At 71.7% G+C, this 13774-nt stretch carries 14 protein-coding genes; 5 read left to right on the forward strand and 9 right to left on the reverse strand.

Annotated elements, in window-relative coordinates:
* Window positions 1–19: 19 nt before the first annotated feature.
* From K4B79_RS26260 to K4B79_RS26285, 6 genes are all read right to left on the reverse strand, one after another.
* Window positions 20–736: a cupredoxin domain-containing protein gene (locus K4B79_RS26260; RefSeq protein ID WP_232029369.1), complete on the reverse strand. Its 717-nt coding sequence runs from the start codon at window positions 734–736 to the stop codon at window positions 20–22.
* The gene (locus K4B79_RS26265) at window positions 733–1284 is read right to left on the reverse strand and encodes a hypothetical protein (protein WP_232029370.1); all 552 of its coding nucleotides are present in this window, start codon (window positions 1282–1284) and stop codon (window positions 733–735) included. Before K4B79_RS26265 ends, K4B79_RS26260 begins: the two co-directional genes overlap by 4 nt.
* A gap of 120 nt (window positions 1285–1404) precedes the next feature.
* Window positions 1405–2427, reverse strand: coding sequence for a cupredoxin domain-containing protein (locus K4B79_RS26270; protein WP_232029371.1), 1023 nt, complete (start codon window positions 2425–2427; stop codon window positions 1405–1407).
* Window positions 2428–2454: 27 nt separating this feature from the next.
* Window positions 2455–3789, reverse strand: a complete 1335-nt coding sequence (locus tag K4B79_RS26275) for a copper resistance CopC/CopD family protein (RefSeq protein WP_232029372.1) — start codon at window positions 3787–3789, stop codon at window positions 2455–2457.
* Window positions 3786–4397 carry a hypothetical protein gene (locus tag K4B79_RS26280; RefSeq protein ID WP_232029373.1) on the reverse strand — a complete coding sequence of 204 codons (612 nt, stop codon included), beginning with the start codon at window positions 4395–4397 and terminating at the stop codon, window positions 3786–3788. The genes K4B79_RS26275 and K4B79_RS26280 overlap by 4 nt, the downstream gene beginning before the upstream one ends.
* A gap of 419 nt (window positions 4398–4816) precedes the next feature.
* The gene (locus K4B79_RS26285; RefSeq protein WP_232029374.1) at window positions 4817–6160 is read right to left on the reverse strand and encodes a UDP-glucose dehydrogenase family protein; all 1344 of its coding nucleotides are present in this window, start codon (window positions 6158–6160) and stop codon (window positions 4817–4819) included.
* A gap of 190 nt (window positions 6161–6350) precedes the next feature.
* On the opposite strand from K4B79_RS26285, the gene K4B79_RS26290 reads away from it, so the two are divergent.
* From K4B79_RS26290 to K4B79_RS48680, 3 genes are all read left to right on the forward strand, one after another.
* Window positions 6351–7508, forward strand: a complete 1158-nt coding sequence (locus K4B79_RS26290) for an acyl-CoA dehydrogenase family protein (protein WP_269463905.1) — start codon at window positions 6351–6353, stop codon at window positions 7506–7508.
* Between the two features lie 191 nt (window positions 7509–7699).
* Complete coding sequence (locus K4B79_RS26295; protein WP_232029375.1) at window positions 7700–8062, forward strand: four-helix bundle copper-binding protein; 363 nt, start codon at window positions 7700–7702, stop codon at window positions 8060–8062.
* A 38-nt stretch (window positions 8063–8100) separates the two neighbouring features.
* Window positions 8101–8427 (forward strand): CbrC family protein, encoded by a 327-nt coding sequence (locus K4B79_RS48680; RefSeq protein ID WP_374208511.1) that lies wholly within the window; start codon window positions 8101–8103, stop codon window positions 8425–8427.
* On the opposite strand, the gene K4B79_RS26300 is transcribed toward K4B79_RS48680, so the two are convergent.
* Together K4B79_RS26300 and K4B79_RS26305 are read right to left on the reverse strand one after the other, a co-directional pair.
* Complete coding sequence (locus K4B79_RS26300; RefSeq protein WP_232029376.1) at window positions 8420–9097, reverse strand: HAD-IA family hydrolase; 678 nt, start codon at window positions 9095–9097, stop codon at window positions 8420–8422. The two genes, K4B79_RS48680 and K4B79_RS26300, sit on opposite strands and share 8 nt — an antisense overlap.
* Window positions 9090–10406, reverse strand: coding sequence for an LCP family protein (locus tag K4B79_RS26305; protein ID WP_232029377.1), 1317 nt, complete (start codon window positions 10404–10406; stop codon window positions 9090–9092). Before K4B79_RS26305 ends, K4B79_RS26300 begins: the two co-directional genes overlap by 8 nt.
* 119 nt (window positions 10407–10525) lie before the next feature.
* Here K4B79_RS26305 and K4B79_RS26310 point away from each other — a divergent pair, with 119 nt between their 5' ends.
* The gene (locus K4B79_RS26310; protein WP_232029378.1) at window positions 10526–11083 is read left to right on the forward strand and encodes an acyl-CoA thioesterase; all 558 of its coding nucleotides are present in this window, start codon (window positions 10526–10528) and stop codon (window positions 11081–11083) included.
* A 22-nt stretch (window positions 11084–11105) separates the two neighbouring features.
* Here K4B79_RS26310 and K4B79_RS26315 read toward each other — a convergent pair whose 3' ends face one another.
* Entirely contained in the window at window positions 11106–12557 is a 1452-nt protein-coding gene (locus K4B79_RS26315; RefSeq protein WP_232029379.1) for an LCP family protein, read from the reverse strand.
* Between the two features lie 139 nt (window positions 12558–12696).
* Here K4B79_RS26315 and K4B79_RS26320 point away from each other — a divergent pair, with 139 nt between their 5' ends.
* Window positions 12697–13743, forward strand: coding sequence for a glycosyltransferase family 2 protein (locus tag K4B79_RS26320; protein WP_232029380.1), 1047 nt, complete (start codon window positions 12697–12699; stop codon window positions 13741–13743).
* The last annotated feature ends 31 nt before the right edge of the window (window positions 13744–13774 follow it).

Here is a 13774-nt window from a genome sequence, read left to right on the forward strand (position 1 = left end):
GCGTCCTCCTCGGTGGCTCCTACGCGTCCTCCTCGTCCCGGGCCGCCGCTGCCGCCGCCCGCGAGCCCACCAGGAGCAGGCACATCACCGCGACGCCGGCGACGAGGCCGGCCAGCAGAAGCAGGGGGTCGAGCGGGCGGGCCGTCGAGGCGGTCGTCACGGTCTGGGGCTGTTGGGCGGGCTGCGGTGACCCGGCGGGTGGCTGCGAGGGCTGGGGCGCGGCCGCCCCGGGGGACGTGGCCGTGGGCGACGCCTGCGCGGTCGACGGCCTGGTCGGTGACGGCATGCGGCTCATCGCGGGCCGGCTCGGCGTGGGCGCGTGGTGCTCGGGCGTGGTGTGCGAGGAGCCGGAGCCGGAGGTGCCCGGGTCTTCCGTGTGGTGATGCGTGGGCGCCGGCGCGCTGACCGTGATCCCGGCCGTCATGTCCGGGTGGACGGTGCAGTAGTAGCCGTAGGACCCGGCCGCGGTGAACGTGAAGCTCCAGCTCTGCCCCTTGTCGAGCATGGGCGAGTGGATCGAGGCCGGGCCGGAGGTGGTCTTCACGTCGTGCGGGGCCGTGTCCTGGTTGGTCCAGGTCACCGTGGAGCCGGCCGGGACGGTCAGCGACGCGGGCGAGAAGGCGTACCCCTTCATCGTCACCCGGTACGTGGCCGCCGACGCCTGCGAGGCCGGGAGCAACGGCAGGGCGAGGAGGGCGAGCACGGCGGCCACGGCCGCCTTCCGGGGCGCCCTCACGAGGACTCCGCCGTGACCTCGGTCGTGCACTCCGCCGTGAACTCCGCCGCCACCAGCAGCCGCACCCGCGTGGCCGGCCGGCGCCACGGCAGCCGGAATCCGGTGGCGCGGCGCAGCAGCCGGTACGGCAGCCGGGACGTGCCCACGACGAGCAGCAGGTCGTCGGTGCGGCGGACCACCCGCAGCCGCAGCAGGACGGGGAAGGCCGTGCCGTCCAGATCGAGGTCACCGGCCAGCCGGAGCCCCCCGTCGGCCGGCTCGGCCCGCTCGTCCCACTCCACCCGCTCGGAGACGAGCGTCGCGGCGAGCGGGCGTCCGCCGAACTCGAAGCGGAACGCGGGGTGGTCGAGGCCGTCGTCGGGCACGTCGAGCGACGCCCCGGTCAGCCGCACCCGGCGCCGCAGTGTCGGCAGCGGCCCGTACCAGGCGGTGAGTTCGACGAGCGAGCGGCCGGGGGGCACGGTGTACCGGCCGGGCAGGGGGAGGGGAGAGGCCAAGTTCTGCGACTCGGGCGGGGGCGGGACGGTGGGCAGGGTGACGGTCGTCATCCCGGGTCTCCTTGGAAGCGGTTCCCGAAGTGTGGTGGGGGCGTGGAGAATGGGGAGTGGACGCCGCTCCGGCCGACTGAGCCTCGGCCGGAGCGGCGTCCACCCGTATCGCGGACCGCGTCAGCAGTTGTCGGTGATGAAGTCCGTGGTGGGTGTGAGCAGCTGCCCGGCCCAGACGGTGTGCATCTTCACGTAGCTGTCCACGTTCAGCAGATCGGTGACCTGCTGTCCGAGCGACTCGTTCAGATGCGCGGCGTAGATGTGCTGGAGCAGCGTGCCGAGCGTGCTGTCGGCCACCGTCCCGCCGCCCTCGACGGCCGGCTTGAGGATGCTCTCGATCCACACCGTGTGCATCTTGATGTACGAGTCGAGCGCCAGCGCGTCCTTCACCTGCTGACCCGGGGACTGCTCCAGGTGCGCCGAGTACAGGTGCTGGAGGATCGGCATCAGCACGTTCTTCATGCTGGTGCACTGCTCGTCGGAGCCACCGCCCGAGCCGCCACCCGTGCCGCCCGACGGGGTCGGGGTGGGCGTGGGGCCGGTCGTCGGCGGAGTGGTGGGCGTCGGCGTCGGTGCCGGCGTCCCGGGAGGTGTCGTGGGCGTCGGAGTCGGCGTGGGCGCCGGGGTGGAACCGCCACCGCCGTCCGCCGCCACGACCTTCACCGACGCGACCATGTCCGGGTGCACCGCGCAGTAGTACTCGTACGTCCCCACCTTGGTGAAGGTGTACGACCACGAGTCGCCCTGCTCCAGCGTCCCCGAGTCGAAGGACACCGGCGCCTTGGTGGTGGTGACCGTGTGCGGCGCGCTGTCGTGGTTGGTCCACTGGACGGTCTCGCCGACCTCGACGACGAGCTGCTTACCGTCGCCGAACTTGTACCCCATGATGTCGACCTGGTGGTCGGGGGCGGCCGCGGCGGCGGGCCGCATCTCGGCCGCGGCCGCCGCGGGCGCCTGAGCCGCGCCCGCGGCCTGCTGCGAGGCCTTGGTGGAACCCGTGACCGCGCTCAGCAGTCCGAGACTGAGGACCGCGGCCAGGGCCGCCCCGAGCCCGGCGACCAGCAGGGCCCGGTTGCCGGCCGGCGGCTTGTGCCGCCGGTCGCCGGACACCTCGGTCCGCTCGGTCCGTTCGGATGGTTTCACGTCAACTCCTTTGTACTGTGGGGAAGTTCAGCGGCCGGGATCGGCCGTGACCAGCAGACTCGTCACGGCGAGCACGACGAGGACGAGCCCCGTCTCGGCCGCGACCGAGTAGCCGAAGGACCGCACGGTGGCGGCGTCGCCGCGCAGCAGCACGGCGAGATCGAGGCGGGTGCGCACCCACTGGCGGCTCGCGTACGCGGCCACCAGGACGCCCCCGAGAACGGCCGTCTTGACCAGCAGCAGCTGCCCGTACGAGGTGTGCAGCAGGGCGTCGTACGACCCCACCACCTGCCAGGTGAGCACCAGTCCCGCGAGGACGATGGCCGTGACACTGACGGCCGCGACCCGTGAGTAGCCCGGCACCACCGCGGCCAGCTCCCCGGCCCGGCGACGGGGCAGGACGGCGATCGTGAGCATGGCCAGCCCGCCGATCCACAGCGAGGCGCCGAGCAGGTGGACGAAGTCGGCGATCGCGCCCCACGCGGGCTCACTGCCCTCGGCGTTGTGGCCGCGCATGCCGGTGGTGCGCAGCAGTCCGAAGGTCACCGCGATCGCCCCCACCCGCCACCCCGTCGAGCGGGCGGCTCCTTGGAGCAGGGCGCCGAGGACCACGGCCGCGAGCACCCACATCAGCCCGCGTGCGGCGAGCGCGAGGCCGGGTTCGGTGGCCAGGACGTCCGCGTAGGTCGCCGGGCGCAGGGCGTCCCGCAGGCCGCCGAAGCTCGTGTAGGCGCCCTGGAGTCCGGTCGCCGCCACGGTGGCGAGCAGCCCGCCCGCCCAGGCCGGCCCGAGCAGTGCGCGGGCCCGGGGCTCGTACGCCCCGCGCGGCCACAGCAGCGCGACGAAGGCGAGCCCGCCGACGAACAGGGCGAGGGACAGATAGCCGGCCCAGCGGGCGGCGACGAGGCCCTTCCGCACCGAGGGGGAGGGTGCGGGAGCGGGGACGGAGGCCTCGTCGCCGCCGGTCGTGGTGGCCGTCGTGCCGGTCGTGGCGATGGAGAAGGCGAGCCGGCCGGAGGAGGCGTGGCCGTCCTCCTCGTCGACCACCGACCAGACCACCGCGATCCGGCCCTGCTCGGGTGCCGCCAGGGACACCCGCACGGAGTCCGCTCCGGTGCGGGAGACCGGCAGCCGGTCGCCGTCCATGGTCAGGACGCGTACGTCGGCCGGGTCGACGGCCTCGTCGAAGGCGAGGGTGAGGTGGTCGGGGGCCTTCTTCAGGGCCGCGCCGTCCTTGGGGGAGGAGGAGACCAGCTCGGTGTGGGCGGCGGCGGTCCCCGAGGCGCCGACGAGGGCGTAGAGGAGCGGGGTGAGGACGAGCAGGAGCAGGGCGCGGCTGACGGGCCGGACGGTCGGTGTCATGGCGTCGCCTCCGGCAGCGGGGAGGCGTCGATGCCGAGCAGGCCGGGGACGGAGACGGGGGTGAGGCCGACACAGGGAGTCGGGGTCGGCGTCGGTGTCGGCGTCGGTTCCGGGCTCGTGGCCCCGCCGCCGAGCAGCCCGAACACAGGGGTGGTCAGCCCGGTCAGGAGGGGTTTCACGAGGCTGACCTCGCCTGTCCCGCAGGTGTCGCCCTCGGGAGGTGCGGAGGAGCCCGGCGCGGTCGGCGTGGGGGAGGGGGCCGGGGAGCCCGGGCCGGCCGGCGGGGAGGTCGGATGGTGGCCGGAGTGCCCGGACCCTCCCGAGCCACCCGTACCGCCCGTGCCCCCGGCCACGCCCCCGCCGCCGTAGCCGAAGCCCCCGCCCACACCGCCGTACGACGGCAGCTCACCGGTGCCGACGGGGTACTGGCCCCCGCCGGTCCCGGGGGTGGTGGGCGTGGGCGTCGCCGGTGCCGTGGCCGCGGGGGGCGGTGTCGTCGCGGGCGTCGCGGTGTCCTGGGAGGCGGCGGGGGCGCCGATGCCCGAGGCGTAGCCCAGCACGATCACGACGGCGCCGACGAGCGCTCCCGCCACCGCTTCGTCACGCATGTCTCACTCCTGGCATGGTCAGGCCTGGCATGGTCAGAACAACCCCAGAGAAGGGTGGGGCGAATGACGACCAGTGGAGTGGAGTGCGGATTCCGCGCGACTACGCGTCTGTTAACCGATCATTACCTAGCTCTCTTTTGCGGGGGCTTGGTCTGTGAGAACGGTCGATTCCGCATGCTGCTCGAATTCGATTCGAACCTGTGTTGATGATTTCGGGTGCGCCCGCATATGCCCCCCGCGGGGAGGCCCTCCGCCCTTGCCGTACTTGGGGTGCCGAGCCTTCGGAAAGAGGGCGGGACGGCGTGGGGCGCACCCGGAATCCCCACAGGTGCGCCCAGTTCTTCACTCGCCTTACGTGAATTCCCGAACGTCCCGGATATCCGCCAGGAATTCGTGGAACTCACATCGGGCCCCGGCTCTCAGGCCTTCGGCCGCCCCATCGCCCGGTACGTCCAGCCGGCCTTGCGCCACAGCTGGGGGTCGAGGGCGTTGCGCCCGTCGAGGATCAGCCGGGTCGCCGCGGCCTCACCGAGCGCCGCCGGGTCCAGCTCACGGAACTCCCGCCACTCCGTGAGGTGGAGGACGACATCGGCGCCCCGCACGGCGTCGACCGCGGTGTCGGCGTAGCCGAGGGTCGGGAAGATACGGCGGGCGTTGTCCATGCCCTTGGGGTCGTAGACCGTCACCTGGCCGCCCTGGAGGTGGATCTGCCCGGCGACGTTCAGCGCGGGCGAGTCGCGGACGTCGTCCGAGTCGGGCTTGAAGGTGGCGCCGAGCACCGCGACCCGCTTGCCCAGGAACGATCCGCCGCCCAGCGCCTGCCGGGCCAGCTCCACCATCTGCCCGCGCTGGCGCATGTTGATCGAGTCGATCTCGCGCAGGAACGTCAGCGCCTGGTCCGCGCCCAGCTCACCGGCGCGCGCCATGAACGCCCGGATGTCCTTCGGCAGACAGCCGCCGCCGAAGCCGATCCCGGCCCGCAGGAACTTCTTCCCGATCCGGTCGTCGTAGCCGATGGCCTCGGCCAGCTTGGCCACGTCGCCGCCGGAGGCCTCGCACATCTCCGCCATGGCGTTGATGAAGGAGATCTTGGTGGCCAGGAAGGAGTTCGCGGAGGTCTTCACGAGCTCGGCGGTCGGGAAGTCGGTGACGACGAAGGGGGAGCCCTCGGCGACCGGCGTCGCGTACACCTCCCGCAGCAGCTTCTCGGCCCGCTCGCTGCGCACACCGACCACGATCCGGTCCGGGCGCAGGGTGTCCTGGACCGCGAGGCCCTCGCGCAGGAACTCCGGGTTCCAGGCCAGCTCGGCGTCCTCGCCCGCCGGGGCGTTCGCCGCGAGATAGGCGGCGAGCCGGTCGGCGGACCCGACGGGCACGGTCGACTTGCCGACGACGAGCGCGGGACGGGTCAGATGCGGGGCGAGCGAGGCGAAGGCGGAGTCCACGTACGACATGTCGCAGGCGTACTCGCCGTGCCGCTGCGGGGTGTTCACGCACACGAAGTGCACGTCCCCGAAGGCCGCCGCCTCGGCGAAGTCCATGGTGAACCGCAGCCGGCCGGTCGACCCCTCGATCCCGGCGACGTGCTTGCGCAGCAGGGTGTCGAGGCCCGGCTCGTACATGGGGACCTCGCCCCGCCGGAGCATCTCGATCTTCTCGGGGACCACGTCGAGGCCCAGTACCTCGAACCCGAGCTCGGCCATGGCCGCGGCGTGGGTGGCGCCGAGGTAGCCGGTGCCGATCACGGTGATCTTGAGGCTCATGGGTGCTCCAGGTGGGAGGGCCGTGGGGTGCGGTGGAAGAGCATAGTCCGGGTGTGCGGACAGCCTTCAGCGGGCAACTTTCCCGCTGTCGCCAAGCTCACGTATCACTGGCGTGGGCAGGCCCCTAAAATTTGAGTTACTTAACGGTAATTAGCGCCAGCACCGCAGCGTCTTTGGAGCGTGAGAGACCTTGGCCGGAACGGCTGACTTCGACCTGTACCGCCCGTCCGAGGAGCACGACATGCTCCGTGACGCGATCCGTTCACTGGCCGAGGCGAAGATCGCGCCGTACGCCGCGGTGGTGGACGAGGAGGCCCGCTTCCCCCGGGAGGCGCTGGACGCGCTGGTCGCCAACGACCTGCACGCCGTGCACGTCCCCGAGGAGTACGGCGGGGGCGGCGCCGACGCGCTGGCCACCGTTATCGTGATCGAGGAGGTCGCCCGGGTCTGCGTCTCCTCCTCCCTGATCCCCGCGGTGAACAAGCTGGGCTCGCTGCCGGTGATCCTCTCCGGTTCCGAGGACCTGAAGAAGAAGTACCTCGGCCCGCTCGCCAAGGGCGACGCGATGTTCTCGTACGCGCTCTCCGAGCCGGACGCCGGCTCCGACGCGGCCGGCATGAAGACCAAGGCGGTCCGCGACGGCGACCACTGGATCCTGAACGGCGTGAAGCGCTGGATCACCAACGCCGGCGAGTCCGAGTACTACACGGTGATGGCGGTGACGGACCCCACCAAGCGTTCCAAGGGCATCTCGGCCTTCGTGGTCGAGAAGTCCGACGAGGGTGTCTCCTTCGGCGCCCCGGAGAAGAAGCTCGGCATCAAGGGCTCCCCGACCCGCGAGGTCTACCTCGACAACGTGCGCATCCCCGCCGACCGCATGATCGGCGAGGAGGGCACCGGCTTCGCCACCGCGATGAAGACCCTGGACCACACCCGCATCACCATCGCCGCCCAGGCCCTCGGTGTCGCCCAGGGCGCCCTGGACTACGCCAAGGGCTACGTCCGGGAGCGCAAGCAGTTCGGCAAGGCGATCGCCGACTTCCAGGGCATCCAGTTCATGCTCGCCGACATGGCCATGAAGATCGCCGCCGCCCGCGCCCTGACCTACCAGGCCGCGGCGGCCTCCGAGCGCGTCGACAGCGACCTCACCTTCCAGGGCGCCGCCGCCAAGTGCTTCGCCTCGGACGTGGCCATGGAGGTCACCACGGACGCCGTCCAGCTCCTGGGCGGCTACGGCTACACCCGTGACTACCCGGTCGAGCGCATGATGCGCGACGCCAAGATCACGCAGATCTACGAGGGCACGAACCAGGTCCAGCGGATCGTGATGGCCCGCAACCTGCCGTAACGGCTCACGCGGTCGAAGGGCGCCCGGACGCCGGGCGCCCTTTGTCGTGCGCCGGCCGTGGCGGGCCTCAGGCGGTGCCCGGCCGATGCCCGGGATTACCCGTGTACGCCGGATGGCGCCCGGCGCCCGGCGGGCGTAGGACGGAAGGGCACGGGGCCCGCCCCGGGCTCCCGCACCTCCCAGGAGGAGCCATGACCCAGGCCGAGAGCATGTCCGTGATGAGCAAGGAGATGCAGGACTGCGTCGAGGCGTGCATGAACTGCCACAGCCTCTGCGAGGAGACCATGAGCGCCTGCATGCAGAAGGGCGGCCAGGCCCAGATGCAGATCATGCGCGCGCTCATCGACTGCGCCGAGACCACCCGGATGTGCGCGGACATGATGATGCGCCGCTCGCCCCTCCACGCCGACATGTGCGCCATGTGCGCCAAGGCCTGCGAGATGTGCGCCGAGGCGTGTATGTCCATGCCGGACGATGCCCAGATGATGCGCTGCGCGGAAGCGTGTCGCCGCTGCGTGGAGACCTGCCGCGCGATGGCGGGCATGGCGATGTGACACCCACCGCCACCCGCCCCACCTGCAAGGGCACCCCCGTGGGTGCCCTTGCAGCCCCGTGTACGGACCCTGCGGCTGCGCCGACGGCAGCGCGGCCGACCGCTACGAGGCCGGGCTTCCCCGCCTGGCAGCAGTCCCGGTGGCTCACGCGCTGCGGTGACGCCGCCGTCTCCTTCGGCCGGGTGGGCGCCCGCGAGTTCGAGGTCCTGCACTGTGGCCGCCCGGGTCGCCGGTCTGGCACGGCGCCTCGCCGCGTTGCCGAAACGTCCACGCGGCTGGCTCCACTGGTTGCAAGGGCCACTGAGGCCCTCCGGACGCCCTGGAGATGCTCGTCGCGCTGGAAGCGCTACGCCGACTTCACCTGACCCGCACCGGCCGGTCCCGGTCGAACAGCGGCTGCAACGCCCGCTCCAGGTCCGCCGGTTCGCGGAAGTGGACCGGGGACATGCCCAGGGCCGCGGCGGCCGTCAGGTTCTCCTCGGTGTCGTCCACGAAGAGGCAGCGGTCGGGGCGGACACCGGCCAGCGCGGCGGCGTGGTGGTAGATGCGGGGGTCCGGCTTGACGAGGCCGACGCGGGCGCTGTTGACGACGTGGTCCGCGAGGTCGGCCAGACCCAGCGTCGCGAGGTCGTCCTCCAGGGCGAGCGTGGCGTTGCTGACGAGGACCAGCGGGATCCGGGTGCCGGCCCGGCGCAGCAGATCCACCACCTCCTCGTTCGCGTGGAACGGGGACTCCAGCAGGGCCCTGCCGAGCTCCCAGGTCGTCGGCTCGGGGACCATCCCGAGCAGCCCCTTGGCGATCAGCTCCACCCACTCCCGGCCGTCGATACGGCCGAGCAGCACCGGCAGATCCCGCTCCGGCGCGAAGGCGATCTTCATCGTGGTGCCCTCGGCCAGCCCGGCGGCCCGCTCCAGGGCGTACAGCCGGGAGGGGTCGTAGAACCGGATCACGTTGTCGACATCGCAGAGCACCGCGTCGAACGGGGCCCTCCCGCCGTCGGCCGGGGCGGCGGCGGGGCCGGTGGGATCACTCACCCGAGACCGTGACCTTCTCGTCGTTCTTCAGCTCCTCGACGAGCTGCTTCACCTTGGCCTTGTCCCAGACGAGGTTGCCGCCCGAGGACCCGCCGATCGGCATGTTCATCGAGGTGCCGTCGCCGCCGTTGACGCCCTTCATCGCCCAGAACATCTTGCCCAGGTCGTACAGGCCCATGTCCTTGTCGACGATCAGCGAGTCCAGGCCCGCGCCCATCGTCGGGTAGAGCTTGAAGGGGTTCAGGATCGTGCCCGGGGTCGCGACCTGGTTGGCCAGCGCGTTCAGGAACTTCTGCTGGTTCTTCGTGCGGTCCAGGTCGGAGCCCTTGAGCGCGTACCGGGTGCGGACGAAGGCGAGGGACTGCTCGCCGTTCAGCGTCTGCTTGCCCTCCGGGAAGTCGGCGCCGGACTTGGTGTCCTTCATGCCGCCCTTGGGGATGTCGATCTCGACCCCGCCCACCGCGTCCACGATGTTCGCGAAGCCGGCGAAGCCGATCTCGACGTAGTGGTCGATGCGCAGCCCGGTGTTGAACTCGACGGTGCGCACCAGCAGCTCGGGGCCGTCCTCGGCGTAGGCCGCGTTCAGCTTCACGTGCCGGCCGGTGCCCTTGTACGTCTTGCCGGACTCCGAACCCACGAAGGTCGGGATCTCCACGTCCGAGTCACGCGGCAGCGAGATCAGCGTGTCGCCGTTGCTCCCGGTGTGCAGGATCATCATCGAGTCCGTGCGCTTGCCCTCGGCGGACCCGGTGTGCAGCTTCTTCTTCTCCTCGGCGGACATGCCCGCGCGGCTGTCGGAGCCGACGATCAGGTAGTTCGTGCCCTCGCCCTGCTCCGGGCGGTCGATCACCTTGGACAGGTCGACCTCGCGGTTGAGCTTGGAGTCGGCCCAGAAGTAGGTGCCCACGGTCGTGACGACCAACACGGTCACCACGGTGATCGCCGTCCACTTGATCCGCCTGCGCCAGTTCGGCGCGGGGCGCGGACCGTGGTCGTAGTCGCCGGGACCGCCGCCGTGGCCACCGCCGCCGGGGGAGCCGTAGACCTGGCCCGTGTTGTAGCCACTGTCGTAGCCGTTGCCGTAGGCGCCGTCGTCACCGCCGTTGACGTACGACGGCTGCGGCGGCACCCCGCCGCCGTACTGCTGGGCCGAGGGACCGGGGCCGTAGCCACCGGGGCCCGGCGGAGCCGCCTGGCCACGGCGGACCTGCCGCATCACACGGGCGCTCTCGGGCTGCGCGTTCGCGCTGCCGCGTCCGTACCGGTCGCCGCGGTTGTCGCCGTGCCATCCCTCGGGCCAATCGTTCATGCGCCCCAGTGTGCAGGGCAGGGCAGTGTGCCTTACAAGGTTCGTCGGAAAATCAGGGCCCTCCTGTTGCCAAGCTGACACAAATTCCCCGGATGTCAGCTCGTCATAAGGTGGAGGCCATGACAGACCAGGCCTCCGCCACGGAATCGGAAACTCCGGATATCCCCGGCAAGCCGACCTCCGCGTCCCGGACCACGCTCAGCCACATCATGACCAACGCCGACACGAACCTGCTCGGCACCGTGCACGGCGGCGTGATCATGAAGCTCGTCGACGACGCGGCGGGTGCCGTGGCCGGACGGCACAGCGGCGGACCCGCGGTCACCGCCTCCATGGACGAGATGGCCTTCCTGGAGCCCGTCCGCGTCGGTGACCTCGTCCATGTGAAGGCCCAGGTCAACTGGACCGGCCGGACCTCGATGGAGGTCGGCGTACGGGTCCTGGCCGAGCGCTGGAACGAGTCGAACCCGGCCACCCAGGTCGGTTCCGCCTACCTCGTCTTCGCCGCCGTGGACGCCGACGGCAAGCCGCGCCGGGTGCCGCCGGTGCTCCCGGAGACCGAGCGCGACAAGCGCCGCAACCAGGAGGCCCAGATCCGCCGCACCCACCGCCTCGCCCGCCGCCGCGCGATCATGGAACTGCGGGAGCGGCGGGCGGCGGAGGGGATCGAGGACTGAGCCCCCACCGGGTCCGTGGGTGTCATGAACACCCGGCCTCGTCCCCCGTCATCACCCCGAACTCCCCCTGGTACGGATCGTCGGCCCTGACCTTCCGCACCCGCTCGAAGTCCGCCCCCGCGATCACCTTCAGCGTCGGCCCCAGCCCCTTCACCGGCCGCAGCTCGCTGCCCGGCAGGGCCGTCGCGAGCGAGTGCGCCGAGCGGTCCCAGCGGGGGTCGTAGGCGACCACCGTGCGCTTGACGGCACGGTTCGCGGAGTTCACCGGCTGCCGGGTGGTGCGGAAGCCGGTCGCCGCCAGCTGCGCGTCCACCCGCTGTCCGAGCCCGGCCGTGGGCGTCCCGTTCTCCACCTGGACGCGGATCTGCTGCGGGGCCACGGCCACCCGCGCGGCCCTGCTCCGGGGCTTGTGCGCGCTCAGCGGCTTGTCCTCGCGCAGGGTCCGGAACAGCCGCTCGGACTTCTTCGGGTCCCACTTCAGCGTGGAACCGACGCCCTTCACGGCGTAGCCCATCTGCCCGATCGGCACGGTCGTGAACTCCGAGGAGGAGGGGGAGAAGTTCCGCATCGCCCGGCCGAGGTCGATCAGCTCGTCGGTGCCGAAGCCCTTGTCGGCGCGGACGGAGCCCAGCACGGCCCGGGTCACGTCCCGGAACTTCATCGGGTTGAGCAGGATCCCGGAGGACGTCGACCGGTCGATGAGAGCGGCCAGGAAGCGCTGCTGACGCTGCATGCGGCCGAGGTCGGAGGCGCCGTCGACGTGCCGGGCGCGCACGTACTGCAGCGCCTGGCCGCCCCGGAGGGTGTGCGCGCCGGCCGGCAGGTCGAGGCCGGTGTAGGAGTCCTTCAGCGGTTCGATCGTGCAGATCTTCACGCCGCCGAGCACGTCCACCGTCTTCATGAAGCTGGTGAAGTCGACCTCCAGGTAGTGGTCGATCTTCACCCGGGTCATCTTCTCGACCGTCCGCACGGTCAGGTTCGGCCCGCCCTCCGCGTACGCCGCGTTGAGCTTGATGGGGTGCCCCTGGTGCCGTTTCCCGGTCGTCCGGTCGACGTGCGGGGGCGTCATGGCGTAGGAGTCGCGCGGCAGGCTCACCACGCTCGCCCGCTCCCGGTCCTCCGAGATGTGCACGATCATGATCGTGTCGGTGCAGTGGCAGGGCGCCCCGCCGAGCCGGTACCTGCGCCGCTCGGCCTCGGTGATGTTGTCCCGGCCGTCGGTGCCGACGAGCAGCACGTTCATCCCGTGCCCGGCGCGCGGCCGGTTCTTCATGTCCTTGAAGGGGTCCACGCGTTCGATGTCCGCGTCGATGCTCGTCACCACCGCGTGCCCGATCCCGGCGGACGCCAGCACCACGACGGACAGCGTGGTCACCGCCCGCATGGCCCAGCGCGGCTTCTTCCGCCGGACGGGGGGTCGTGGCCGGCGGCGGGGAGGACGGGCGGCGGGGGAGCGGCGGGGCGGTGTGGACATGGGGGGACACCTCCGCGGGCGCGGGCACTGAGGCCGAACAGGGGATCTTGAGCACCGTAGGCCCATACGATCTGCGACCCCGCGCACCGGCCGGGCGGCGCGCACCGGTGTCCCCCGTTCGCGGTAACGTGAGCCCCCTATGAACGCCAAGCCCGACGTGCAGCTCCCCGCCGTTTCTGTGATCATGCCCGTCCTCGACGAGGAGCGGCATCTGCGCGGAGCCGTCCAAGCGATCCTCGCGCAGGAGTACGCCGGCGAGATGGAGGTCGTGATCGCCCTCGGTCCGTCCACGGACCGCACGGACGAGATCGCCGCCGAGCTCGTACGCAACGACCCCCGCGTCCACACCGTCCCGAACCCCACCGGCCGCACCCCCGCCGCCCTCAACGCCGCGATCAAGGCCTCCCGGCACCCGATCGTGGTCCGCGTCGACGGCCACGGCATGCTCTCGCCGAACTACATCGCCACCGCCGTACGGCTCCTGGAGGAGACCGGCGCGCAGAACGTCGGCGGCATCATGCACGCCGAGGGCGAGAACGACTGGGAGCACGCGGTCGCCGCCGCCATGACCTCGAAGATCGGCGTGGGCAACGCCGTCTTCCACACCGGTGGCGGGGCGCAGGCGGCCGAGACCGTCTACCTCGGCGTCTTCCGGCGCGCGGCCCTGGAGCAACAGGGCGGCTACAACGAGGAGTTCATCCGCGCCCAGGACTGGGAGCTGAACTTCCGGATCCGTGAGGCGGGCGGCCTGATCTGGTTCTCGCCGGAGCTGAAGGTGTCGTACCGCCCGCGGCCGTCGATGAAGGCCCTCGCCAAGCAGTACAAGGACTACGGCCGTTGGCGTCACGTCGTGGCCCGCTACCACGAGGGCTCGATCAACCTGCGCTACCTCGCCCCGCCGACCGCCCTGTGCGCGATCGCGGCCGGGATCGTCGTGGGCGCGCTGGTCACGCCGTTGGGCTTCGTGATCCCCGGCGGCTACCTCGCGGCGATCGTGCTCGGGTCCCTCCCGGCCGGCAAGGGGCTGCCGCTGAAGGCCCGGCTCCAGATCCCGGTGGCCCTGGCCACCATGCACATGTCCTGGGGCTGGGGCTTCCTGACGAGCCCGCGCTCGCTGGCCCGCAAGGTCATCGCCTCGCGCCGCCCGGCGGTCCACGCGGACGCGGACGCGACCACCACGAGCTGACGCACGGCCGTCCGGGGCGACCCCTTCGCCC

This window comes from Streptomyces lincolnensis (assembly GCF_021173675.1).
GTDB lineage: Bacteria > Actinomycetota > Actinomycetes > Streptomycetales > Streptomycetaceae > Streptomyces > Streptomyces lincolnensis_B.

Bases quoted from the DNA above. Each gene is read 5' to 3' on its own strand.
- K4B79_RS26320 (WP_232029380.1), top strand. From the start codon at position 12,697: ATGAACGCCAAGCCCGACGTGCAGCTCCCCGCCGTTTCTGTGATCATG.
- K4B79_RS26275 (WP_232029372.1), bottom strand. From the start codon at position 3,789: ATGACACCGACCGTCCGGCCCGTCAGCCGCGCCCTGCTCCTGCTCGTC.
- K4B79_RS26305 (WP_232029377.1), bottom strand. From the start codon at position 10,406: ATGAACGATTGGCCCGAGGGATGGCACGGCGACAACCGCGGCGACCGG.
- K4B79_RS26265 (WP_232029370.1), bottom strand. From the start codon at position 1,284: ATGACGACCGTCACCCTGCCCACCGTCCCGCCCCCGCCCGAGTCGCAG.
- K4B79_RS26315 (WP_232029379.1), bottom strand. From the start codon at position 12,557: ATGTCCACACCGCCCCGCCGCTCCCCCGCCGCCCGTCCTCCCCGCCGC.
- K4B79_RS26295 (WP_232029375.1), top strand. From the start codon at position 7,700: ATGACCCAGGCCGAGAGCATGTCCGTGATGAGCAAGGAGATGCAGGAC.
- K4B79_RS26280 (WP_232029373.1), bottom strand. From the start codon at position 4,397: ATGCGTGACGAAGCGGTGGCGGGAGCGCTCGTCGGCGCCGTCGTGATC.
- K4B79_RS26310 (WP_232029378.1), top strand. From the start codon at position 10,526: ATGACAGACCAGGCCTCCGCCACGGAATCGGAAACTCCGGATATCCCC.
- K4B79_RS26285 (WP_232029374.1), bottom strand. From the start codon at position 6,160: ATGAGCCTCAAGATCACCGTGATCGGCACCGGCTACCTCGGCGCCACC.